Raw genomic sequence first — 18,542 nt, 5'->3', positions numbered from 1 at the left:
CAAGGCCCCGGGCACCAGCATTCCGGGGCCCGGCTTCAAAACGGCTTCATCGCCGAGGAGGCGGCTCGCAGGGGTGGGGCAGAATGACTGACATGCCCGAGTCCGCCGACACGACGCCGCACCCGCCCCAGGTCGAGGTGGAGTTCGGGGTCCTGGGGCCGCTGCGCGTCGCCGCGGGCGGCACGGAGCTGGAGACGACCGCCCCGCGCCTGCGGACCTTCCTGGCCGCCCTGGTCCTCAAGGCCGGGCGCGAAGTGGGCGTGGACGAGCTGGCCGACGCCATCTGGGGCGCCGACCTGCCGCGGAACCCCCGCCGCGCCGTCCAGCTGTGCGCGGTCCGGGTGCGGGCGCACCTGGAGCGGCTCGACGCCGGGCACCTCGTGGCGACCTCCACCGGCGGCTACCGGCTCGACGTCCCGGCCGACCGCACCGACGCGGGGCGCATGCGCGCTCTCGTGGCGGAAGCCGATGCGGCCGAAGGCGACAGCGCCGCGGAGCTGGCGGCGGTCACCGCGGCCCTCGACTGCTGGCGGAGCGAGCCGCTCGCCGACGTCCCCTCCGAGTCCCTGCACCGCGAGGTCGCGCCGGGCCTGACCGAGCAGCGGCTCACGCTGATCGAACGCCGTACCGGGCTCCTCCTGCACGCCGGGAACGCCGCCGACCTGGTCGACGAGCTCGTGGCGCTCACCGCCCGGTACCCGCTGCGCGAAGGGCTCCAGGCCCGGCTCATGGAGGCCCTGCACCGGTCCGGCAGGCGGGGCGAGGCCCTCGACGCCTACCACCGGTACACCCGCCGGCTGCGGGACGAGCTCGGCATCGACCCGGGCGAGGCGATCCTCGCACTGCACAAGAGCATCCTGACCAGCCGCGCCGAGACCGGGCCCGACGCCCCGGCCGTCCCGCGGCAACTGCCCTCGGACACGGTCGCGTTCACCGGGCGGGCCGCCGAACTCGAACGGCTCGACGCGCTCAAGGCCGCCGCCGACGGCTCCCCGACCCCGATCGTCGGCGTGGTCACCGGCACCGCCGGGATCGGCAAGACCGCGCTGGCCGTCCACTGGGCCCGCGGCGTGGCCGACGAGTTCCCCGACGGGCAGCTGTTCGTCAACCTCCGCGGCTACCACCGGGAGCGGGCCCTGCCGCCGCACCGGGTGCTCGCGCGGTTCATGCGGGCGCTCGGGGTGCGCGGCGAGGACGTCCCCGAGGACGCCGACGAGCTCGCCGCGGCCTACCGCTCCGTCATGGACGGACGCCGAATGCTCATCGTCCTCGACAACGCCGGCAGCAGCGACCAGGTGCGGCCCCTGCTCCCCGGCGCGGCCGGGTCCCTGGTCCTGGTCACCAGCCGCGACGTGCTCCTGGGGTTGATCGCCGCGGAGGGCGCGAGCCAGATCGGTCTCGAACTGCCCACCCTCGCCGAGGCCCGCAGCCTCCTGTCGCGCCGGATCGGCCCCGACCGGCTCGCGGCCGAGCGCCGCGCCGCCGACGACATCATCGCCGCCAGCGCGCGCCTGCCGCTGGCCCTCGCCATCGCCGCCGCCCAGGCGGTCGCCAGGCACGACACGCGCCTGTCCACACTGGCCGAGCAGCTCGGCGCGGGCCTGGACGCGTTCGGGGCGCCGTCCACCGAGACCGACGTGCGCGCGGTGTTCTCCTGGTCCTACCGGTCCCTGAGCCCGGACGCCGCCCGCCTGCTGCGGCTGCTGGGCCTGCACCCGGGCCCGGACATCACCGCGGCCGCGGCGGCCAGCCTCGGAGACCGGACTCCTCCGCTGGCTGAGCGGTTGATCGCCGAACTGGTGCGCGTCAACCTCGTCACCGAGCACGCCCCCGGACGGTACGCGCTGCACGACCTCATGCGCGAGTACTGCGCGGAGCTGCTGCGCGCCGAGGAGAGCGACGCCGACCGGGACCGCGCGGTCCACGGGGTCCTGGGGCATTACCTCCGCACCGGCTACGACGCGGCGGCCGCGGTCAACCCGCAGCGGGCCGACCTCGTCTCGGGCGAGGTGCCCGCGGTGGCCCACCCGGAGGCGATCGACGGCTACGACTCGGCGATCGCCTGGTTCACGGCCGAGACGGAAGTGCTGCTGGCCGTGGTGGACTGGGCGGCGGCGGCCGGGCTCGACCGGCAGGTGTGGCAGCTGGTGTGGGTGCTCGCCGGGTTCCTCGAACGGCAGGGCGCCTGGACGCAGTGGGTCGCCTGCCAGCAGGAGGCGCTCGCGGCCGCCGAACGGCTCGGCGACCCGAACCTGCTCGCCTACGCGCACAGCGGCATCGGGCGGGCCTACGCCCGCATGTCCCGTGCGGAGGAGGCCGAGCGCCACTACTCGGAGGCGCTGGAGCTCCACCGCGGACTCGGCGACCTGAACGGCCAGTCGCGCATCGAGACGAGCCTGGCGATGCTGCACGAGCGGCTCGGCCGGTACGCCCGGGCCCTGGAGCACGCGCTGCGGGCCGTCGAGGTGGAGCGGCGACTCGGCGACAGCACGGGCACCGCCAACGCGCGCAACATGGTCGCGTGGTGCTACACGAAGTCGGGGCAGCAGGAGCTCGCGCTCGACTGGGGCCGCCAGGCGATGGCCGGGTACCGGCGGATGGGCGAGCTGGGCGGGGAGGCGGCGGCGCTCGACACGATCGGGCAGGCCTACCACCAGTCGGGGCGGTACGCCGAGGCGATCGACAACTACCGGCGGTCGATTCGGCTGAACCGGCGGCTCGGGGACCGGTACTTCGAGGCGATGGGCCTGCTCAACCTCGGGGACTCCCAGGCCGCGTCGGGCGACCGCGCGGCGGCCCGCGACACGTGGCGGCTGGCCGGGGCCGTGCTGGACGAGCTCCAGCACCCGGACGCGGACCGGGCCCGCGAGCGGCTGGGGCGGGACCTAGGGGAAGTCGACGGTCATCCATAGGCCGCCGCCCGGGTTGGGGACCGCTTCGACGTCCGCGTCGTGGACGCGGGCCACGGACTCCACGATGGACAGACCGAGGCCGACGCCGCGCACGGACTCGACCCGGTCGCGGCCCTCGCCGCGGCGGAACGGCTGGAAGAGCGCGTCGATCTCGTAGGCGGCGACCACCGGGCCGGTGTTGGCGACGGTGAGGCGGGCGCGGCCCTCGATCGCGGTGGTGCCGATCGCGAGGGTGCCGCCGGGACGGTTGTGGCGGATGCCGTTGGCGATGAGGTTGGCGACGAGGCGTTCGAGGAGCGCGGCGTCGCCGGTGACGACCGCTTCGGCGGCGCTGATGGTCACGGCCACTTCGGCTTCGGCCGCTTCGGCGGCGAACTGGGCGGCGACGTGCGCGACGATGTCGGCGAGGTCGACCGGGGCCGGGTCGGCGGGGGCGCGGTCGCTCTCGGCGAGGGTGAGGAGGCCGTCGATGAGGCGCTCGTGGCGCTCGTTGACGGCGAGGAGGTTCGCGGCCAGGCCGCGCACGCGGTGGTCCGCGTCCGGTTCGGCGGCGGCGACCTCGATGAGGGTCCGGTTGATCGCCAGCGGGGTCTTCAGCTCGTGGGAGGCGTTGGCGACGAAGCGGCGCTGGCCCTCGAAGGCGCGGTCGAGGCGGGCGAGCATCCCGTCGAAGGTGTCGGCGAGGCGCTTGAGCTCGTCGTTCGGGCCGTGGAGGTTGATGCGCTCGTGGAGGGACCGGTCGGCGACGCGCCGGGCGGTGGCGGTGATGTCGTCGATGGGGCGCAGGACGCGTCCGGCGATGAGGGCCCCGAAGACGACCGCGAGGAGGCCGACGACGGCGAGGGCGACGACCGAGCCGAGGAGGACCCCCTGGAGGGTGGCGTCGTTGGCGTCCTGCTGGCGCTGTACGACGGTGTCGATGAGGGACAGCAGCTGCTCCTCGGACATGCCGAGCTGGGCGCGGGCCTGGACGAGGTACTCGACGGAGTCCCCGGGGGCGGGGAGGTTGGCGGCCACGCGGTCGCGCACGATCAGGTAGACGACGGCGATGAGCACGGCCCCCGCGGCGAAGAACGCGCCGCCGTACCAGAGGGTGAGCCGGGTGCGGAGCCTCACGGGGCCTCCCTGACGACGTACCCGGAGCCGGGCAGGGTCTCGATGACGGGCGGGTCGCCGAGCTTGCGGCGCAGCGTCATCATCGTCACGCGCACGACGTTCGTGGCGGGGTCGATGTGCTCGTCCCACACCTTCTCAAGGAGCCGCTCGGAGGAGACGACGGCCGCGCCGGGCCGCATGAGCTCGGCGAGGACCCCGAACTCCTTCTTCGACAGCGGCACGTACCGGCCGCCGCGGAAGACCTGGCGGCGGGCCGTGTCGAGGGTGATCCCGGCGCGTTCGAGCACGGGCGGCGCGGCCGGGGCCGCACGGCGCGCGAGGGCGCGGACCCGCGCGACCAGCTCCGCGAACGCGAACGGCTTCCCGAGGTAGTCGTCGGCGCCGAGCGCCAGGCCGTTGACGCGGTCGTCGATCCCGGAGGAGACGGTGAGCATGAGGACCCGGGTCGCGTGCGGCCCGGCGACGACCTTCCGGGTCAGCTCGTCGCCGCCGACCCGCGGCAGGTCCCGGTCGAGGATCGCGACGTCGTAGTCGTAGGCGGCGAGCCGCAGCCGCGCGGCGTCGCCGTCGTAGCAGACGTCCACGGCCATGCCCTCGGCCCGCAGGCCCTTCGCGATCGCGTCGGCGAGCATCCGCTCGTCCTCCACCACCAGTACGCGCATCCCGGCTCCTCCCCGTCACCGCCGATTGTGCCCGGCCCGGCGTAAAGGCGGCGTAAGCGCCGCCGCTGACGGAGACCACATGCGGCCCCGGCTTCACTTGCCGCGTCGGTCCACGAGAGAAGGAGACCCCAGATGAGACGAGTACTGCTCGCCGCGGTCGCGATGTCGGCCCTGGCGCTGATCGCCGCCTGTAGCGACGAACCCGAGGACGAGGTCGCCAGCGCCGGCGGCACCGCGTCCGAGGAGGCCACTGAAGAGGAGCTGAGTCAGGAGGAGGCGCTCCAGGCGTTCGCGGAATGCATGCGGGAGCAGGGGGTCGACTTCCCCGACCCCGATCCTGACGGCGGCTTCGCGGGCGGCGAGGAGCTGCGGGAGATCATGGAGGACCAGCCGGAGGCGGTCGAGGCGTGCCAGGACCACCTGGCCTCGGGCGAGCAGGGCCTCGACGACCCGGAGGTCCAGGCGTCGCTGCTGGAGTTCTCGCAGTGCATGCGCGAGAACGGGGTCGAGGACATGCCCGACCCGGGCGAGGACGGCTTCGGGCCGACGCTGCTGGAGGACGGGCAGGCGGACCCGGAGTGGGACGCCGCGATCGAGGCGTGCCAGGACGTCCTCGGAGAGGTGCGGGACCAGTGAGGCGGCGGACCGCGGTGATCGCGGGCGGCACGGTCGCGGCGGCGGGGCTGGCCGCGGCCGGGGCGATCTACTGGACCGGGGCCGAGCCGGAGGCGGCGGCCGACCAGCCGGGTGCGACGGCGACGGTGGAGCGCCAGGACATGGCGCGTTCGGAGGAGGTCGTCGGCACGCTCTCGTACGGCGAGGCGCACACGCTGAACGGCGCGAAGCCGGGCGTCGTGACGTGGCTGCCGGAGCCGGGGACCGTCGTCGGCGCGGGCGACGCGGTGTACGACGTCGACAACATCCCGGTGCTGGCTATGGCCGGGAGCCTGCCGCTGTGGCGGGACCTCGCGCCGGGGGTCGAGGGTCCCGATGTGGCGCAACTGGAGTCGAACCTCGTGGACCTCGGGTACGGCGGGTTCACCGAGGACGACGCGTACACGGAGGCGACGGCCGACGCGGTCGAGCGGTGGCAGGAGGACAGCGGGGCCGAGGAGACGGGGGTCGTGGCCGTCGGCGACGTCCTGTTCTCGCCCGAGCCGGTCCGGATCGCCGACCAGGTCGCGGCCGTGGGCGATCCGGCGAGCGGCGCGATCCTGACGCACACCTCCGGAGAGCGGCGGGTCACGGTGCAGCTGGAGATCGCCGACCAGGATCTGGTCGCGGTGGACCAGGCCGTGACGGTGACGCTGCCTGACGGTACCGCGACCGCGGGCACGGTGTCCGCGGTCGGGCAGACCGTGTCCGGGTCGCAGGAGGAGGGCGCGGAGGAGCCGGAGACGATCGAGGTGACGGTGGCTGTGGACGACCAGGCGGCCCTCGGGGACCTGGTGTCGGCGCCGGTGGAGGTCGAGCTGGTGTCCGAGACCCGGGAGGACGTGCTCACGGTGCCCGTGGAGGCGCTGCTCGCCCTGCGCGAGGGCGGGTACGGCGTCGAGGTCGTCGACGGCGCGTCCACGGCCTTGGTGCCGGTCGAGACGGGCGTGTTCGCGGACGGTCGCGTCGAGGTCGAGGGCGACCTGGAGGCGGGCATGGCCGTGGCGGTGCCGTCGTGAGCGTCGTGGAGCTGGAGGAGGTCGTGAAGACGTATCCGGGCGCGAGGGCCCTCGACGGGGTGACGGTGTCGATCGGCGACGGCGAGCTGGTCGCGATCGTCGGCCCCTCGGGGTCGGGGAAGTCGACGCTGCTGCACCTGGCGGGGACGCTCGACCGGCCCACGTCGGGGACGGTCCGGGTCGCGGGCGAGGACGTCTCGGCCCTGTCGGACCGGCGGCTGTCGCGGCTGCGGTCCGCCGAGCTGGGCTTCGTGTTCCAGCAGTTCCATCTCGCGCAAGGCGTCCCGGTGCTCGACAACGTCGCTGACGGGCTCCTGTACCGGGGCGAGGCGCGGGCGAGGCGCCGCGAGGCCGCGGCGGCGGCGCTCGACCGGGTCGGCCTCTCGCACCGGGTCGGGCACCGTCCGCACGAGCTGTCCGGCGGCGAGCGGCAGCGCGTCGCCGTCGCGCGGGCGATCGTCGGCGGGCCGCGCCTGCTGCTCGCCGACGAGCCCACGGGGAACCTCGACTCGGCCTCCGGCGCGGCGGTGATGGGGCTGCTGCGGGGGCTCCACGAGGGCGGGACCACGGTCGTGGTGATCACCCACGACCGGGACGTCGCCGCGGGGCTGCCGCGGCGGATCGAGATGCGCGACGGGCGGGTGGTGCGCGATGCGCTGGACTGACCTGCTGCGCGTCGGCGTCCACGGGCTGCGGTCCCGTCCGCTGCGGGTCGTGCTGTCGGCCATCGGGATCGCGATCGGCATCGCGGCGATGACGGCGGTCGTGGGGATCTCGGCGTCGAGTTCCGCGGAGCTGGACCGGAAACTGGACGAGCTGGGCACGAACCTGCTCACGGTCGCGCCGGGGCAGGCGCTGTTCGGCGGCGAGTCGCAGCTGCCGCTGGAGGCGGTCGCGATGATCGAGCGGATCGGCCCGGTCGAGTCGGCGGCGGCCACGGGCACGGTGTCCGACGCGAAGGTGTACCGGACCGACCTGATCCCCGCGAACGAGTCGGGCGGCATCGCGGTCAAGGCCGCCGAAGGGGACCTGCTCGACGTCGTGGGGGCCACGCTCGCCTCGGGTCAGTGGATCGACGGCGCCGCCGGCGACTTCCCGGCCGCCGTGCTCGGCGCCGACGCGGCGGCCTCCCTTGGCGTGCAAGCGGGTCCGGACGTGCAGATCTGGCTGGGCGGGCAGTGGTTCGCGGTGGTCGGCGTGCTCGAACCGGTGGACCTCGCGCCCGAGCTCGACAACGCCGCCCTCGTCGGGTGGGACGCCGCCGCGGCCTATCTGGACTTCGACCTGCACGCCACGGAGGTGTACACGCGGGCCGCCGAGACCGCGGTGGCCGACGTGCGGTCGGTGCTCGGCGCGACGGCGAACCCGGCGCACCCGGAGGAGGTCGAGGTCTCGCGGCCCTCGGACGCGCTGGTGGCGGCCGAGGCGGCGGAGGCGTCGTTCACCGGGCTGCTGCTGGGGATCGGCGCGGTCGCGCTGCTCGTCGGCGGGGTCGGCGTGGCGAACACGATGGTCGTGTCGGTCCTGGAGCGGCGCGGCGAGATCGGCCTGCGCCGGTCGCTCGGCGCGACGCGGGCTGACGTGCGCGGGCAGTTCCTCGCCGAGTCACTCCTCCTGTCGCTCCTCGGCGGCGCGGGCGGGGTGGCCCTCGGGGCCCTCATCACCGCCGCCTACGCCGCGTGGCAGGACTGGCCGCCGACGATCCCCGCCTGGGTCCTCGGCGGCGGCGTGGCGGCGACGGCCGCCATCGGCGCGGTCGCGGGCCTGTACCCGGCGGTCAAGGCCGCCCGCATGTCCCCGACCGAGGCGCTGACCTCGCCGTGAGCCGGTCCCCGGTCGCGGTGCGACGCGGCCGGGGGCCGCCCGGCCTCAGCGGGCGGCGGCCTCCTCGACCCGGTCGAGCCACTCGTCGAGGAACGCGTCGAGGAGGACCGGCTGTTCGAGCTGGAGGTTGTGGCCCGCGCGGTCGAGGACGGCGAAGGTCGCGCGCGGGTAGTGCTCAAGCAGCGCATAGACATCGGCGTACCCGGTGTTGTCGTCCTGGCGGCCGGTCACGATGAGCGCGGGCCGCTCGAACGGCGCCCCGGGCTCGGGGAAGGTGGTCAGCTCGTACCGCCGCGCCACCCGCACCAGGCCCGCGTCGTCGGCCAGCGCCAGGCCCGGCGCGACCTCCTTGCGGAAGCGGCGGTACGTCTCCGGGGACTGCACGACCGCGAGGTCGCCGTAGGCGGCGGCGTCGGCGGGGAGGAGCCCGGCCATGAGGTCGGGGTCGCTGGCGATCACGGTGTGGGGCGGGAGGGTCCGCCTGGAGCGGCGGGCCTCCGTCCCGATGGGGCACACCAGGGCGAGGCCGAGGACCTGCTCGGGGCGGGCGCCTGCGACGGCGCGGGCGAGGTAGCCGCCGTAGGACTCGCCGACGAGGAGGAACGGCGCGTCGCCGACCATGTGGTCGACGAAGCCCTGGACGGCGTCGAGCATGTCGTCCGAGCCCTGGTACTTCTCGGTGATCTCGGTCTGCCCCATGCCGGGCAGGTCGGGGTAGAGGCGCCGGTAGGAGGGCCCGCCGGGGTGCGCGGCGGCGCGGCGGGCGAAGAACGGCTCCAGGAAGCCGGTCATGAGCCGGTGGTCGGGGGTCCAGCCGTGGATCGCGAGGACGGGGGTCCCGGACCCGTGCGTGACGAAGTGCATTGGCATGCCCGCAACCTTAGGAGCCGGGGTCTCGTCCGCCCCGGCCCCTATGCCGGGTCTAGATGTTCGCGAAGGTGCTGATGTTCCCCGGGCCGTTCCACCACAGCTGCATCTGCGTTCCGGAGGTCCGGAAGGCCATCGTGTTGCAGCCCTTGTCGTTCCCGTCGGAGGTCTCGCCGAGGATGGCGGCGCCTCGCATGACACGGCCGGTGACGGAGTGCCCGTCGCGCTGGGTGTCGCAGACCTTGAACTTGTCGGGGCTGCCGTCGTAGAAGACCATGTAGCCGAGCTGGCGCCCGTCGCTGTCGCTCAGGATGATCGTCTTGTTCGCGGCCTGGGCCGGGGCCGTCACGCCGACCAGGATGGACGCCGTCAGGGCGCACACGACCATTGCGCGCTTCATGAGCTTCGTGAACACTGGTGGTCTCCAACTCTGTAGGTCCGCCCATTCTGCGGATCAGAACCGCTGATCGCAAGGCGAAACACCGGCGGGAGTGCGGCAGCATGCACTAACGACCCGGCGACTCAGGAGTGCAGGGCGGGGCGGTGGTGCCGCGCAGTATCAGGCGCACGTCGAGCGTGACGGCCGCGTCAGGGGGCGCGCCGCCCGCGAGCCGGTCGAGCAGGAGCCGCACGGCCGCGGCGGACTTGGCCTGGAGGTCCTGGGCCACGGTGGTGAGCTTCGGGGCGACGTACCGGGCGATGTCGATGTCGTCGTAGCCGACCACGGAGACGTCGCCGGGGACGGTCCGGCCCGCCGCGGCCAGGCCCTCCATGAGGCCGATCGCGAGGACGTCGGCGGTGGCGAAGACGGCCGTGGCGTCGGGGCGGTCCGCGGCGAGGCGCAGGCCCGCCTCGCGGCCGGAGGCGTGCGTGGTGTCGACGGTGAGCCGCAGGTCCTCGTCCCATGCGGCGCCGGTCTCGGCGAAGGCCAGGCGGAAGCCCTCGTAGCGGCGGCGGACCACGCCGGTGGCCGAGGACGCCGGGCCCGCGAAGGCGATGCGGCGGTGGCCGAGGCCCAGCAGGTGGCGGGCGGCCAGGCGCCCGCCCTCGCGGTCGTCGGAGCGGACGCCGAGCGTCAAAGGGTTGTCGGCGTAGGCGTCCATGGCGACCAGCGCGACGTCCCCGACCGACCGGCGCCCCAGCCGGTCGATCTCGGCGTCGAGGAACCCGAGGAGCACGGCCCCGTCGAGGTTCCACGACCGGAGCACCTCGGTGACCTCGGCCGGGCGTGCGATGCCGCGCAGCAGGAGGTGGTAGTCGTGGCGGCGCAGCTCGCGTTCGAGCATGCCGATGATCCCGGCGGTGTGCGGGCTGAGCGTGAGGCTGTCCTGGTCGGCGGCGGGCACGAGCAGGCCGATGATGCGCGAGGAGCGGGCGGCGAGGCTGCGGGCGGGCGCGCTGGGGACGTAGCCGCGGCGCTCCACGATCCGGAGGATGCGGTCGCGGGTGTCCGCGGAGACGCGGGCCCGGTTCCCGTTGATCACGTTGGAGACCGTCGCGGCGCTGACGCCGGCCTCGGCGGCGATGTCCTTCAACGTGAGGTGCACGGAGCGGTCCCTTCGGCGCGGGCGGCGGTGCGCCGACTCGCGATGTTGACAAGTCTGACATCCCTCGTTACGCTCGGCCGAAGGTTTAGCGCTTAACCATTCCTCACCTGCACATACATCATCGATACTCCATCGAATACTTCAACGTTCGTCAATAGGCGGCCGCTCGCTGGCGGCTGCCGGAAGGGACGACCACGATGCAGCGACGCATCAGACTCCTGCTCACCGCGCTCCTCGCGCTCCCGCTGCTCCTGGGGCTCGGCGCGGCCCCGGCCGCCGCGGCCGACACCGTGATCGAGGCCGAGAACGCCGCGCTCAGCGGCGGCGCCCGCGTCGAGACCGAGCATGCCGGGTACTCCGGCACCGGCTACGTCGGCGGCCTCACCGACGGCAACAAGGGCAGCGCCGCGGCGGCCTTCGCCGTGACCGCGACCCAGGCCGGCGCCCACGACGTCGAACTGCGGTACGCCAACGGCACCGGAGTCGGGATGACCCTCTCGCTCTATGTCAACGGCGCCAAGGCGACCCAGCTCGCGCTCCCCGCCACCGGCGGGTGGGCGTCCTGGGGCGCCGTCACGGCCGCCGTGAACCTGAACGCCGGGGCCAACCAGGTCGCAGTGCGCTTCGACGCGAGCGACTCCGGGAACGTCAACCTCGACCGACTCGCCGTGACCGTCGGCGACGACCCGGGCGGGCCCGGCGGCGCCACGGGCGGTGAGGGCGCCGACCTGCCGTACACCGAGTACGAGGCCGAGGACGCGGCCACGAACGCCACCGTCCTCGGGCCCGACCGGACCTACCGGACCGTGCCCGCCGAGGCCTCGGGCCGCCGGGCCGTGCAGCTCGACGCCACCGGAGAGTACGTCGAGTTCACGCTGACCGAGCCGACCGACTCCCTGGTCGTGCGCTACTCGATCCCCGACTCCGCGAACGGGGCCGGGGCCTCGGCCGGGCTCGGGCTCTACGCCGACGGCGAGAAGCTCACCGACCTGGACCTGACCAGCGCGTACTCGTGGGTGTACGGCGCCTACCCGTTCAGCAACGACCCCGGCGACGGGCTCGCGCACCGCTTCTTCGACGAGGCGCGCGTGCGCATCGACCCGCTCCCGGCCGGAACCGTGCTGCGCCTGGAGAAGGACGCGGCGTCCACCGCGTCCTCGTACGTCATCGACCTCGTCGACACCGAGCAGGTCGCCGCGCCGCTCAGCGCGCCCGCCGGGGCCGTCGACATCACCGCGCACGGGGCCGTCCCCGGCGACGGCGGCGACGACACGGCCGCGCTTCGCGCCGCGATCAGCGCCGCGGGCTCCGACGGGACCGTGTGGATCCCCCAGGGGCGCTTCCAGATCAGTGAACGCGTCCAGGTCGACGGGACGGACGTCCGCGGGGCCGGCCCGTGGCACTCCGTGCTGGAGGGCGTGAACGGCCGCGGCGGCATCGAGCCCACCGGCGGCCAGGTCCGCCTGTCGGACTTCATGTTCGACGGCGACGTGCGCTACCGGGACCCCGACGACCAGATCACCACCGACACCGCGATCGAGGGCGTCTTCGGGCCCGGGTCCACCGTGTCCAACGTGTGGATCGAGCACGCCAAGGTCGGCCTGTGGATCCACAACGGCACCGACGGGCTCACCGTCACCGGCGTGCGGGTCCGCAACACCTTCGCCGACGGCATCCACCTCAACGGCGGCACGCGGAACACCGTGGTCGAGCAGAGCCACGTCCGCGGCACCGGCGACGACGCGCTCGCCATGTGGTCCAACGGGACCGCCGTCTCGAACTCGGCGTTCCGCGACAACACGGTCCAGACCCCGAACCTCGCCAACGGCATCGCGATCTACGGCGGCGAGGGCAACAGCGCCACCGGGAACCGCGTCGCCGACACCGTCACGGCCTCGGCGGGCATCGCCGTCAGCACCCGCTTCAGCCCCGTGCCGTTCAGCGGCGAGACCCTCGTCGAGGGCAACACGCTCGTGCGAGCCGGGGGCCTGGAACCGAACTGGGACAGCCGGTTCGGCGCGCTGTGGATCTACGCCGACACCTCCGACATCACCGCGCCGGTGACCGTGCGGAACCTGGTGATCGAGGACAGCACGTACGCGGGCGTCCTCATGAGCTGGCAGCGCACGATCCAGAACACCACGTTCGAGGACGTCGTCATCGACGGCGCGGGAACCTACGGCATCGAGATCCAGGCGACCGGCTCCGCCACGTTCTCGTACACCGAGATCACCGGGGCCGCCTCCGGAGGTCTCAGCGCCTCCAGCGGCTTCAACGTCGTCAGAGGCCCCGGCAACTCCGGCTTCTGACCCCCGACCGCCGGGCGCGCACCACCCCGCGCGCCCGGCGCCCTCCTCGGGACCTTCGCGAAACGCGCGATTCCGCTAGCATCGGATCTGAACGGCCCCAGGTGAATCGAGGAGGCGCGGTGGCGTACTGCCGGATCTGCGAGCAGCATCCCGTGAAGGCGGAGGGGGTCGTGTGCGACTCCTGCGTGGGGAAGATCCACGACCGCGCCAGCGGCCGCAAGGTGGACGACGACGATCCCGCGGCGCGGGAGTTCGACGCCGAGATGGCGAAGTTCGGGCCGCTCCCCTCTCCCCAGAAGTCCAGCGGATGCGCCGTCCTCGCGCTGGCGGTGGCGGCAGTTCCCGCGGCGCTCGCGGTCCTCGGGGCGGTGCGGCTCCTCGCATGAGCCGTCCCTCCCGCGACGGGGGGCCGGGGCGGACGACGCCGGGCCGGTGATCCACTGACCGTTCCGAGCTCGGGGCAGCTCGCTGCTTGACTTAGTAACTCTTATGGAGTTAGTTTGTGTGCGACACCTTGACCGTCCCTCCCCCAACGGATCACACGGCGACCCCGCCGTCCCCCACCCGCTTTCCGACCCGGCGCCGCCCCCTGCCATCCGTGCGGCGCGGCGGTCGGCGCATCCCCGGACAGAGCTGTCCGAGAACAGAGGTCATCAGGATGGGCATGAACCCGATACCACGCCGCGCGGCGGTCGCCGTCGCGGTGCTCGCGCTGGCGGTGACGTGGCCGGTGCTTCCGGCCGCGGCCGCCCCTGCGGTCCAAGTGGACCGGTACCCGACGGGAGTCGGCGCCGACCTGTCGGCGGTCCCGCGGACCCACGGGATCGCCGTCACCACCGCCCCAACCGCCGGTGCGCAGGCGACCGGCGAGCAGGCGGGCCGCGAGTACTGGCGCACCGACACCGCCGCCGGGGCCGGGCGTCTCGCGCTCGACCTCGCCGACGAGTACGTGGACCGGCTCGACGCGACCCCCGGATACCTCGTCGTCGACCACCTCGCGGGAGAGGTCGTCGTGGCGACGAGCGGCGCCGAGGCACTCGACGCCGGGAACGCGGAGGAGGACGGCGACGGCGACGGCTGGACCACCACCGTCGTCGCCCTCCCCGCGGGAGCGCTCGGCGCCGCCGCGGACCCGGAGGTCGCGCTCGCGGCCGCTGACGGGGAGCTGACCGTCGCGTCGATCCGCGTCGTGGCCCAAGGGACCAGCGTGGACCTCGGCCCCACGGTGGCCGAGCACGGCATCGCCGTCCGCGCGGGCGACGACACCGCCGGGCTCGTCACCGGGACCGACGGGGACCGCGGCTACTGGCAGACCGGCCGGGCCCTGGGCACGAACTTCGTGTACGCCAACGTGTCGAACACGTACGCGCTCGACACCGCCGACCGGGTACTGGTCGACGCCACGGTGCAGGAGGGCGGCGGATCGCTGTTCCTGCAATACGACTCGCCGGGGGACACCATCCCCGACATGTTCAAGCCCTCCGAGCGGCGCGAGCTGGGCGACGACGGGTCCTGGGGCTCGCAGTCGTGGCTGCTGGAGGACGCGATTCTCACCAACCGCTCCAACGGGTCCGACTTCCGCGTCTCGGTCGAGGGCTCCACTGCGGACGTGCGGCTCGACGGCCTCGCCGTGACCGTGGTGCCGCGCGAGATCGACCCAGCCGTGGGCCTGCGCGAACTCGTGGAGCAGGCCGACATCGCGCACTACGCGGCCCGCGAGGGCGGGCGCGACGGCCAGTATCCGGCGGGCTCGAAGGCCGTGCTGCACGAGGCGATCGAGGCGGCGCAGGCCGTCCTGGACGACCCCGACGCGACGGAGGCCGAGATCGACGCCGCGATCGAGGCGCTGGAGGGCTCGCTGGAGGCGTTCCTCGCCGCCGAGGCCACGACCGACCTCGCCCGCGGCGCGGCCGCGACCGCGAGCTCCACCAGCGCGGGCGAGCCGGGCGCGGTCACCGACGGGACCGGCTCGGCGTGGGTGTCCGGGCGCGACGAGGACAGCGCGTGGGTCCAGGTGGACCTCGGCGCGCCGACCGTGTTCGACGAGGTCGTCGCCGACTGGACCGCCGACTACGCGCACGTCTACCGCGTCCAGGTGTCCGGCGACGGCGAGGAGTTCACCACCGTGGCGTCCTCCGGGGCGCTCGGCGGCGGGCCGATCCGCACGCGCTTCGAGGAGACCGAGGCCCGGTACGTGCGCCTCGCGCTCGACGAGCGCGCGACGCAGCGGGGCGCTTACGGGCTCAAGGCGTTCGAGGTCCGCGACATCGCGGACACGACGCTGGAGCCGCGCCTCGCGGACACGGTCTTCCCGAGCGGCGACACCGTGGTCGCGGACCTCGACGTCACCGAGTTCGGGGCCGACCCGACGGGCGCGGCGGACTCGACCGCCGCGATCCAGGAGGCCCTGGCCGTCTGCCGCGACGCGGGCGGCGGCACGGTCTGGGCCCCGGCCGGGACCTACGTCGTGAGCGACACCCTTGAGGTGTACGCGTACTGCACGCTCCGCGGCGACCACCGCGACCTCGACGCGCAGCCGCTCGGCGACCCCGACGCGCCCGAAGGGCTCGGCACGGTGCTCGAAGCGCGACTGCCGTCCGGAGAGGACGGACCGGCGCTGCTGCGCGTCGGCGGCTCCGCCGGGGTCGTGGGCCTGACCACGTACTACCCGGAGCAGGACGCCGCCGACCCGGTGCCCTACGGGTGGACCGTGGAGATCCCCGGGCTCGCGTGGAGCGGCAACGAGAACTACATGCTCGGCACGGTCGAGGACGTCACGTTCCTCAACTCCTACCGCGGCATCGGGATCTCCACGACGCGCAACGACCGCGGCGAGGGCCCCGGGGCGCAGGGCCACGAGCTCGCAAACGTGCGCAACGTGTCCGGCACCGTCCTCTTCGAGGGCGCGGCCGGGTACAACGGCGCCGACGTGGGCGTGTGGGAGGACGTGCGCTTCGACAACTCGTACTGGGCCGAGGCGGGCCCGGACTACGACGCGCCCGACCGGGCGGTCCTGGACGCCTGGACCCGCGCGCACGGCACCGGCTTCGTCCTGGCCGACCTCGAATGGGACCAGTTCACGGGGCTGCACGCCGCCGACTACGCGGTCGGCATCAAGGCGGTCAAGGGCCCGCGGGCGTCGTTCACCGGCGTGTTCGTGGACGCCGAGATCGTGGACACCGATGTCGCGGTCCTCGTGGAGGACTCCGACGCGCGGTGGGGCTCCTCGTTCGCTTCGAGCGTCCTCGAAGGCTCGGAGGCCGCGGTGCGCAACGGGTCCGACGGGTACGTGAACCTCACGGACACCGAAGTGGACGGCGCGCTCGAAGGCGAGGTGCGGGTGCTCGCGGGCCCGGACGAGGTCCCCGCGCTCACCGAGACGCGCGACGCGCCCCGGCCCGCCGCACGCCTCTTCGACGTCACGGCGGAGCCGTACGACGTGCCGCGCACGCCGAAGGAGTTCTCGGACTTCGATGCGACGCAGGCGATCCAGGCGGCACTGGACGACGCGGGCGAGGCCGGCGGCGGCATCGTGTACCTGCCCGCGGGCTGGTACACCGTGCGCGGGCACCTGAGCGTCCCCGCGGGCGTCGAGCTGCGCGGGGCCTCGGCGGTGCCGAACCGGACCTCGCTCGTGGAGTCCTCGGGCACGGTCCTCATGGCCTACGAGGGCCGCCAGGACGGCGCCGACGAGGCGTCGGTGGAGGCCGCGCTCGACGCGCCCGCGGTCGTGACCCTCGCCGGCGAGGACGCCGGGGTGCGGGGCCTGCGGGTCCTGTTCCCGGAGAACAACCCGGCCTCCGAGGACGGCGCCGTGGCGTACCCGTTCGCGGTGCGCGGCGACGCCCCGGGCGTGTACGCCGTGAACGTCGGGCTCGACAACGCGTGGAACGCGATCGACCTGACCGCCGACGCGGACGGGTTCCTCGTGCGGCGCGCGCTCGGCATCTTCCTGTCCGAGGGCGTGCGCGTCGACGGGGCCTCCGACGGGGTCGTGGACGGCGTGCTGTCCAACGGCAACGTCATGACCCGCAACGCGTACGGGATTCCCGGCTGGGTCGAGGAGGCGAACCTCTTCGCGCAGGTCATCGACGGCGTCAGCCGCGAGCGCGAGGTGCTCGTGCGCGCGGTCGGGGCCGAGGGCCTGGAGGTGCGCAACACGTTCGCGTACGGCTCGCACGACGGGATCGCGGCGAGCGACGGCGCGACGGTGACGGCGTTCAACCTGGGGACCGACAACCTCGGGCCCGGCGGATACACAGTGGACGCCGACGCGTCGAGCGCGGTCACGGTCGTCAACCTGATGCGCTACAACGGGACGACGAGCCGGGGCCCGGTGACGATCGTCAACCCGATGGCGATCAACATGGCGACCTCGGCGCTGACGGCCGCGGCAGGCGAGGGCGGCGCCGCCGCGATCGAGGGCAACGAGACCGCGCCGGGCCGGTACGAGACCGGCAGCACCATCACGGCGGTGGCCGAGGCGGCGGCGGGCTCGCGGTTCGCCGAGTGGCGCGACGGCTCCGGTGCGGTCGTCTCGACCGACGCCCGGTACACGTTCGCGCTGCAAGGGGACACTGCGCTCACCGCGGTGTTCGCGTCCGCGCCGCAGACGTGGCTCGACGCGGCGGCCGTCACGGAGTGCAAGGGCCGCAAGGCGCACCTCGTGATCCGGTTGAGCAGCGGCGGAAATGAGACGCTGCTCGTCGAGGTGTCCACCCCGTTCGGGGACCGCAGCGTCGGCGAGCTCGCTCCGGGCGAGCGGGCGCGGGTCCAGGTCCCGACGCGGGCCCGCTCGGTGCGGGACGGCGAGGTCGCGGTGACCGTGACGGACGCCGAGGGCACCGCCGGCGTCGCGACGCTGCGCTACGAGGGCGTCGACTGCCGCTGATCTGCAACGAGATCCCGGGGCCCGGCCGCACGGCCGGGCCCCGGCGTGCGTTTCCCGCCGGTGAACCGCCGCTCGACCGCCTTCTCCCGGGACCTTGCCCGGACTACGTTGGACCGGGCGCGCGGCGTCCCCTGGATTCGACGACATCGAAAGCGCGGCAACGATGACCGGCCTCGAAGCTGACCCCGACGACCTCATCGACGCGGGCGAGATCACGCTGCCGTACGCGGCCGACTTCTACGACGAGCTCGCGAACCGGCTCGGTGCGATCGGCAGCAGCGCCGGGCGCGGGCTGATCCCGACGATGAGCGACTCCCCCGCGGGCAACGCGCTCGGCGAGGCCGTCATGCGCTGCCACCGGTTCCTGTACGCGGTGACGGAGGAGACCGCCGACAGCCACCGGGCCGTCGGCGCGAGCGTTGCCGAGGCGGGCTACGCGTACCGGGAGTCCGACCGCGAGAGCGCCCGCGGCCTGGAGATGGCCGGGGAGGACCTGACGGGCGCGACCGCGCGGGCGTTCGCGGAGGTCGACGCGGGCGGGTACGAGTCCGACAGCGGCTACCGCTTCGGCAACTTCGACCGCGCCGAAGGCGGGTCGGGCTACGAGGACGCGCTCACGGGCGGCCCGCCGGTGGACCGGCAGGACTACGCGATCGAGCCCGAGCCGCTGTTCCAGCGCGGCACGCTGACCGACCGCGGCGGCGACCGCGAGCCCCTCGACGAACGCGGAGGACGCTGACC

Annotated in this window: 14 protein-coding genes; 9 read left to right on the top strand and 5 right to left on the bottom strand. The window is 74.1% G+C overall.

Annotated features, from left to right (window positions below; translation table 11 throughout):
* Positions 1 to 92: 92 nt before the first annotated feature.
* The gene (locus ACFFXY_RS11240) at positions 93 to 2,912 is read left to right on the top strand and encodes an AfsR/SARP family transcriptional regulator (protein WP_382349834.1); all 2,820 of its coding nucleotides are present in this window, start codon (positions 93 to 95) and stop codon (positions 2,910 to 2,912) included.
* On the opposite strand, the gene ACFFXY_RS11235 is transcribed toward ACFFXY_RS11240, so the two are convergent.
* Both ACFFXY_RS11235 and ACFFXY_RS11230 read right to left on the bottom strand, forming a co-directional pair.
* Positions 2,886 to 4,028: a sensor histidine kinase gene (locus ACFFXY_RS11235; protein WP_382349832.1), complete on the bottom strand. Its 1,143-nt coding sequence runs from the start codon at positions 4,026 to 4,028 to the stop codon at positions 2,886 to 2,888. The genes ACFFXY_RS11240 and ACFFXY_RS11235 overlap by 27 nt on opposite strands.
* The gene (locus tag ACFFXY_RS11230) at positions 4,025 to 4,690 is read right to left on the bottom strand and encodes a response regulator transcription factor (protein WP_382349829.1); all 666 of its coding nucleotides are present in this window, start codon (positions 4,688 to 4,690) and stop codon (positions 4,025 to 4,027) included. Before ACFFXY_RS11230 ends, ACFFXY_RS11235 begins: the two co-directional genes overlap by 4 nt.
* A 132-nt stretch (positions 4,691 to 4,822) precedes the next feature.
* On the opposite strand from ACFFXY_RS11230, the gene ACFFXY_RS11225 reads away from it, so the two are divergent.
* Genes ACFFXY_RS11225 through ACFFXY_RS11210 form a run of 4 tightly spaced genes read left to right on the top strand, consistent with a single transcriptional unit; the run spans position 4,823 to position 8,187 of the window.
* The gene (locus ACFFXY_RS11225) at positions 4,823 to 5,326 is read left to right on the top strand and encodes a hypothetical protein (protein ID WP_382349826.1); all 504 of its coding nucleotides are present in this window, start codon (positions 4,823 to 4,825) and stop codon (positions 5,324 to 5,326) included.
* Entirely contained in the window at positions 5,323 to 6,363 is a 1,041-nt protein-coding gene (locus ACFFXY_RS11220) for a peptidoglycan-binding protein (protein ID WP_382349823.1), read from the top strand. The genes ACFFXY_RS11225 and ACFFXY_RS11220 overlap by 4 nt, the downstream gene beginning before the upstream one ends.
* Positions 6,360 to 7,028 carry an ABC transporter ATP-binding protein gene (locus ACFFXY_RS11215; RefSeq protein WP_382349820.1) on the top strand — a complete coding sequence of 223 codons (669 nt, stop codon included), beginning with the start codon at positions 6,360 to 6,362 and terminating at the stop codon, positions 7,026 to 7,028. Before ACFFXY_RS11220 ends, ACFFXY_RS11215 begins: the two co-directional genes overlap by 4 nt.
* Positions 7,015 to 8,187, top strand: coding sequence for an ABC transporter permease (locus ACFFXY_RS11210; RefSeq protein WP_382349817.1), 1,173 nt, complete (start codon positions 7,015 to 7,017; stop codon positions 8,185 to 8,187). The genes ACFFXY_RS11215 and ACFFXY_RS11210 overlap by 14 nt, the downstream gene beginning before the upstream one ends.
* A 45-nt stretch (positions 8,188 to 8,232) precedes the next feature.
* On the opposite strand, the gene ACFFXY_RS11205 is transcribed toward ACFFXY_RS11210, so the two are convergent.
* The 3 genes from ACFFXY_RS11205 to ACFFXY_RS11195 form a co-directional block, all read right to left on the bottom strand.
* The gene (locus ACFFXY_RS11205) at positions 8,233 to 9,057 is read right to left on the bottom strand and encodes an alpha/beta fold hydrolase (RefSeq protein WP_382349814.1); all 825 of its coding nucleotides are present in this window, start codon (positions 9,055 to 9,057) and stop codon (positions 8,233 to 8,235) included.
* Positions 9,058 to 9,109: 52 nt separating this feature from the next.
* The gene (locus ACFFXY_RS11200) at positions 9,110 to 9,469 is read right to left on the bottom strand and encodes a hypothetical protein (protein ID WP_382349811.1); all 360 of its coding nucleotides are present in this window, start codon (positions 9,467 to 9,469) and stop codon (positions 9,110 to 9,112) included.
* A gap of 91 nt (positions 9,470 to 9,560) precedes the next feature.
* Positions 9,561 to 10,601 carry a LacI family DNA-binding transcriptional regulator gene (locus ACFFXY_RS11195; protein WP_382349808.1) on the bottom strand — a complete coding sequence of 347 codons (1,041 nt, stop codon included), beginning with the start codon at positions 10,599 to 10,601 and terminating at the stop codon, positions 9,561 to 9,563.
* A 197-nt stretch (positions 10,602 to 10,798) separates the two neighbouring features.
* Between ACFFXY_RS11195 and ACFFXY_RS11190 the strand changes: the two genes are divergently transcribed.
* The 4 genes from ACFFXY_RS11190 (at position 10,799) to ACFFXY_RS11175 (ending at position 18,540) form a co-directional block, all read left to right on the top strand.
* Positions 10,799 to 12,910: a right-handed parallel beta-helix repeat-containing protein gene (locus ACFFXY_RS11190; protein WP_382349805.1), complete on the top strand. Its 2,112-nt coding sequence runs from the start codon at positions 10,799 to 10,801 to the stop codon at positions 12,908 to 12,910.
* 119 nt (positions 12,911 to 13,029) lie between these two features.
* A complete protein-coding gene (locus tag ACFFXY_RS11185; RefSeq protein ID WP_382349802.1) occupies positions 13,030 to 13,296 on the top strand; it encodes a hypothetical protein in 267 nt (88 codons plus the stop codon).
* Between the two features lie 278 nt (positions 13,297 to 13,574).
* Complete coding sequence (locus tag ACFFXY_RS11180; protein ID WP_382349799.1) at positions 13,575 to 17,801, top strand: glycosyl hydrolase family 28-related protein; 4,227 nt, start codon at positions 13,575 to 13,577, stop codon at positions 17,799 to 17,801.
* 163 nt (positions 17,802 to 17,964) lie between these two features.
* Complete coding sequence (locus tag ACFFXY_RS11175) at positions 17,965 to 18,540, top strand: hypothetical protein (protein ID WP_382349796.1); 576 nt, start codon at positions 17,965 to 17,967, stop codon at positions 18,538 to 18,540.
* The last annotated feature ends 2 nt before the right edge of the window (positions 18,541 to 18,542 follow it).

Origin of the sequence: Glycomyces mayteni (assembly GCF_042428885.1) — a bacterium.
Taxonomy (GTDB): Bacteria; Actinomycetota; Actinomycetes; order Mycobacteriales; family Micromonosporaceae; genus Glycomyces; species Glycomyces mayteni.
Note: the sequence above shows the minus strand (reverse complement) of the source record. Positions and strands in the feature narration are given on the sequence as shown.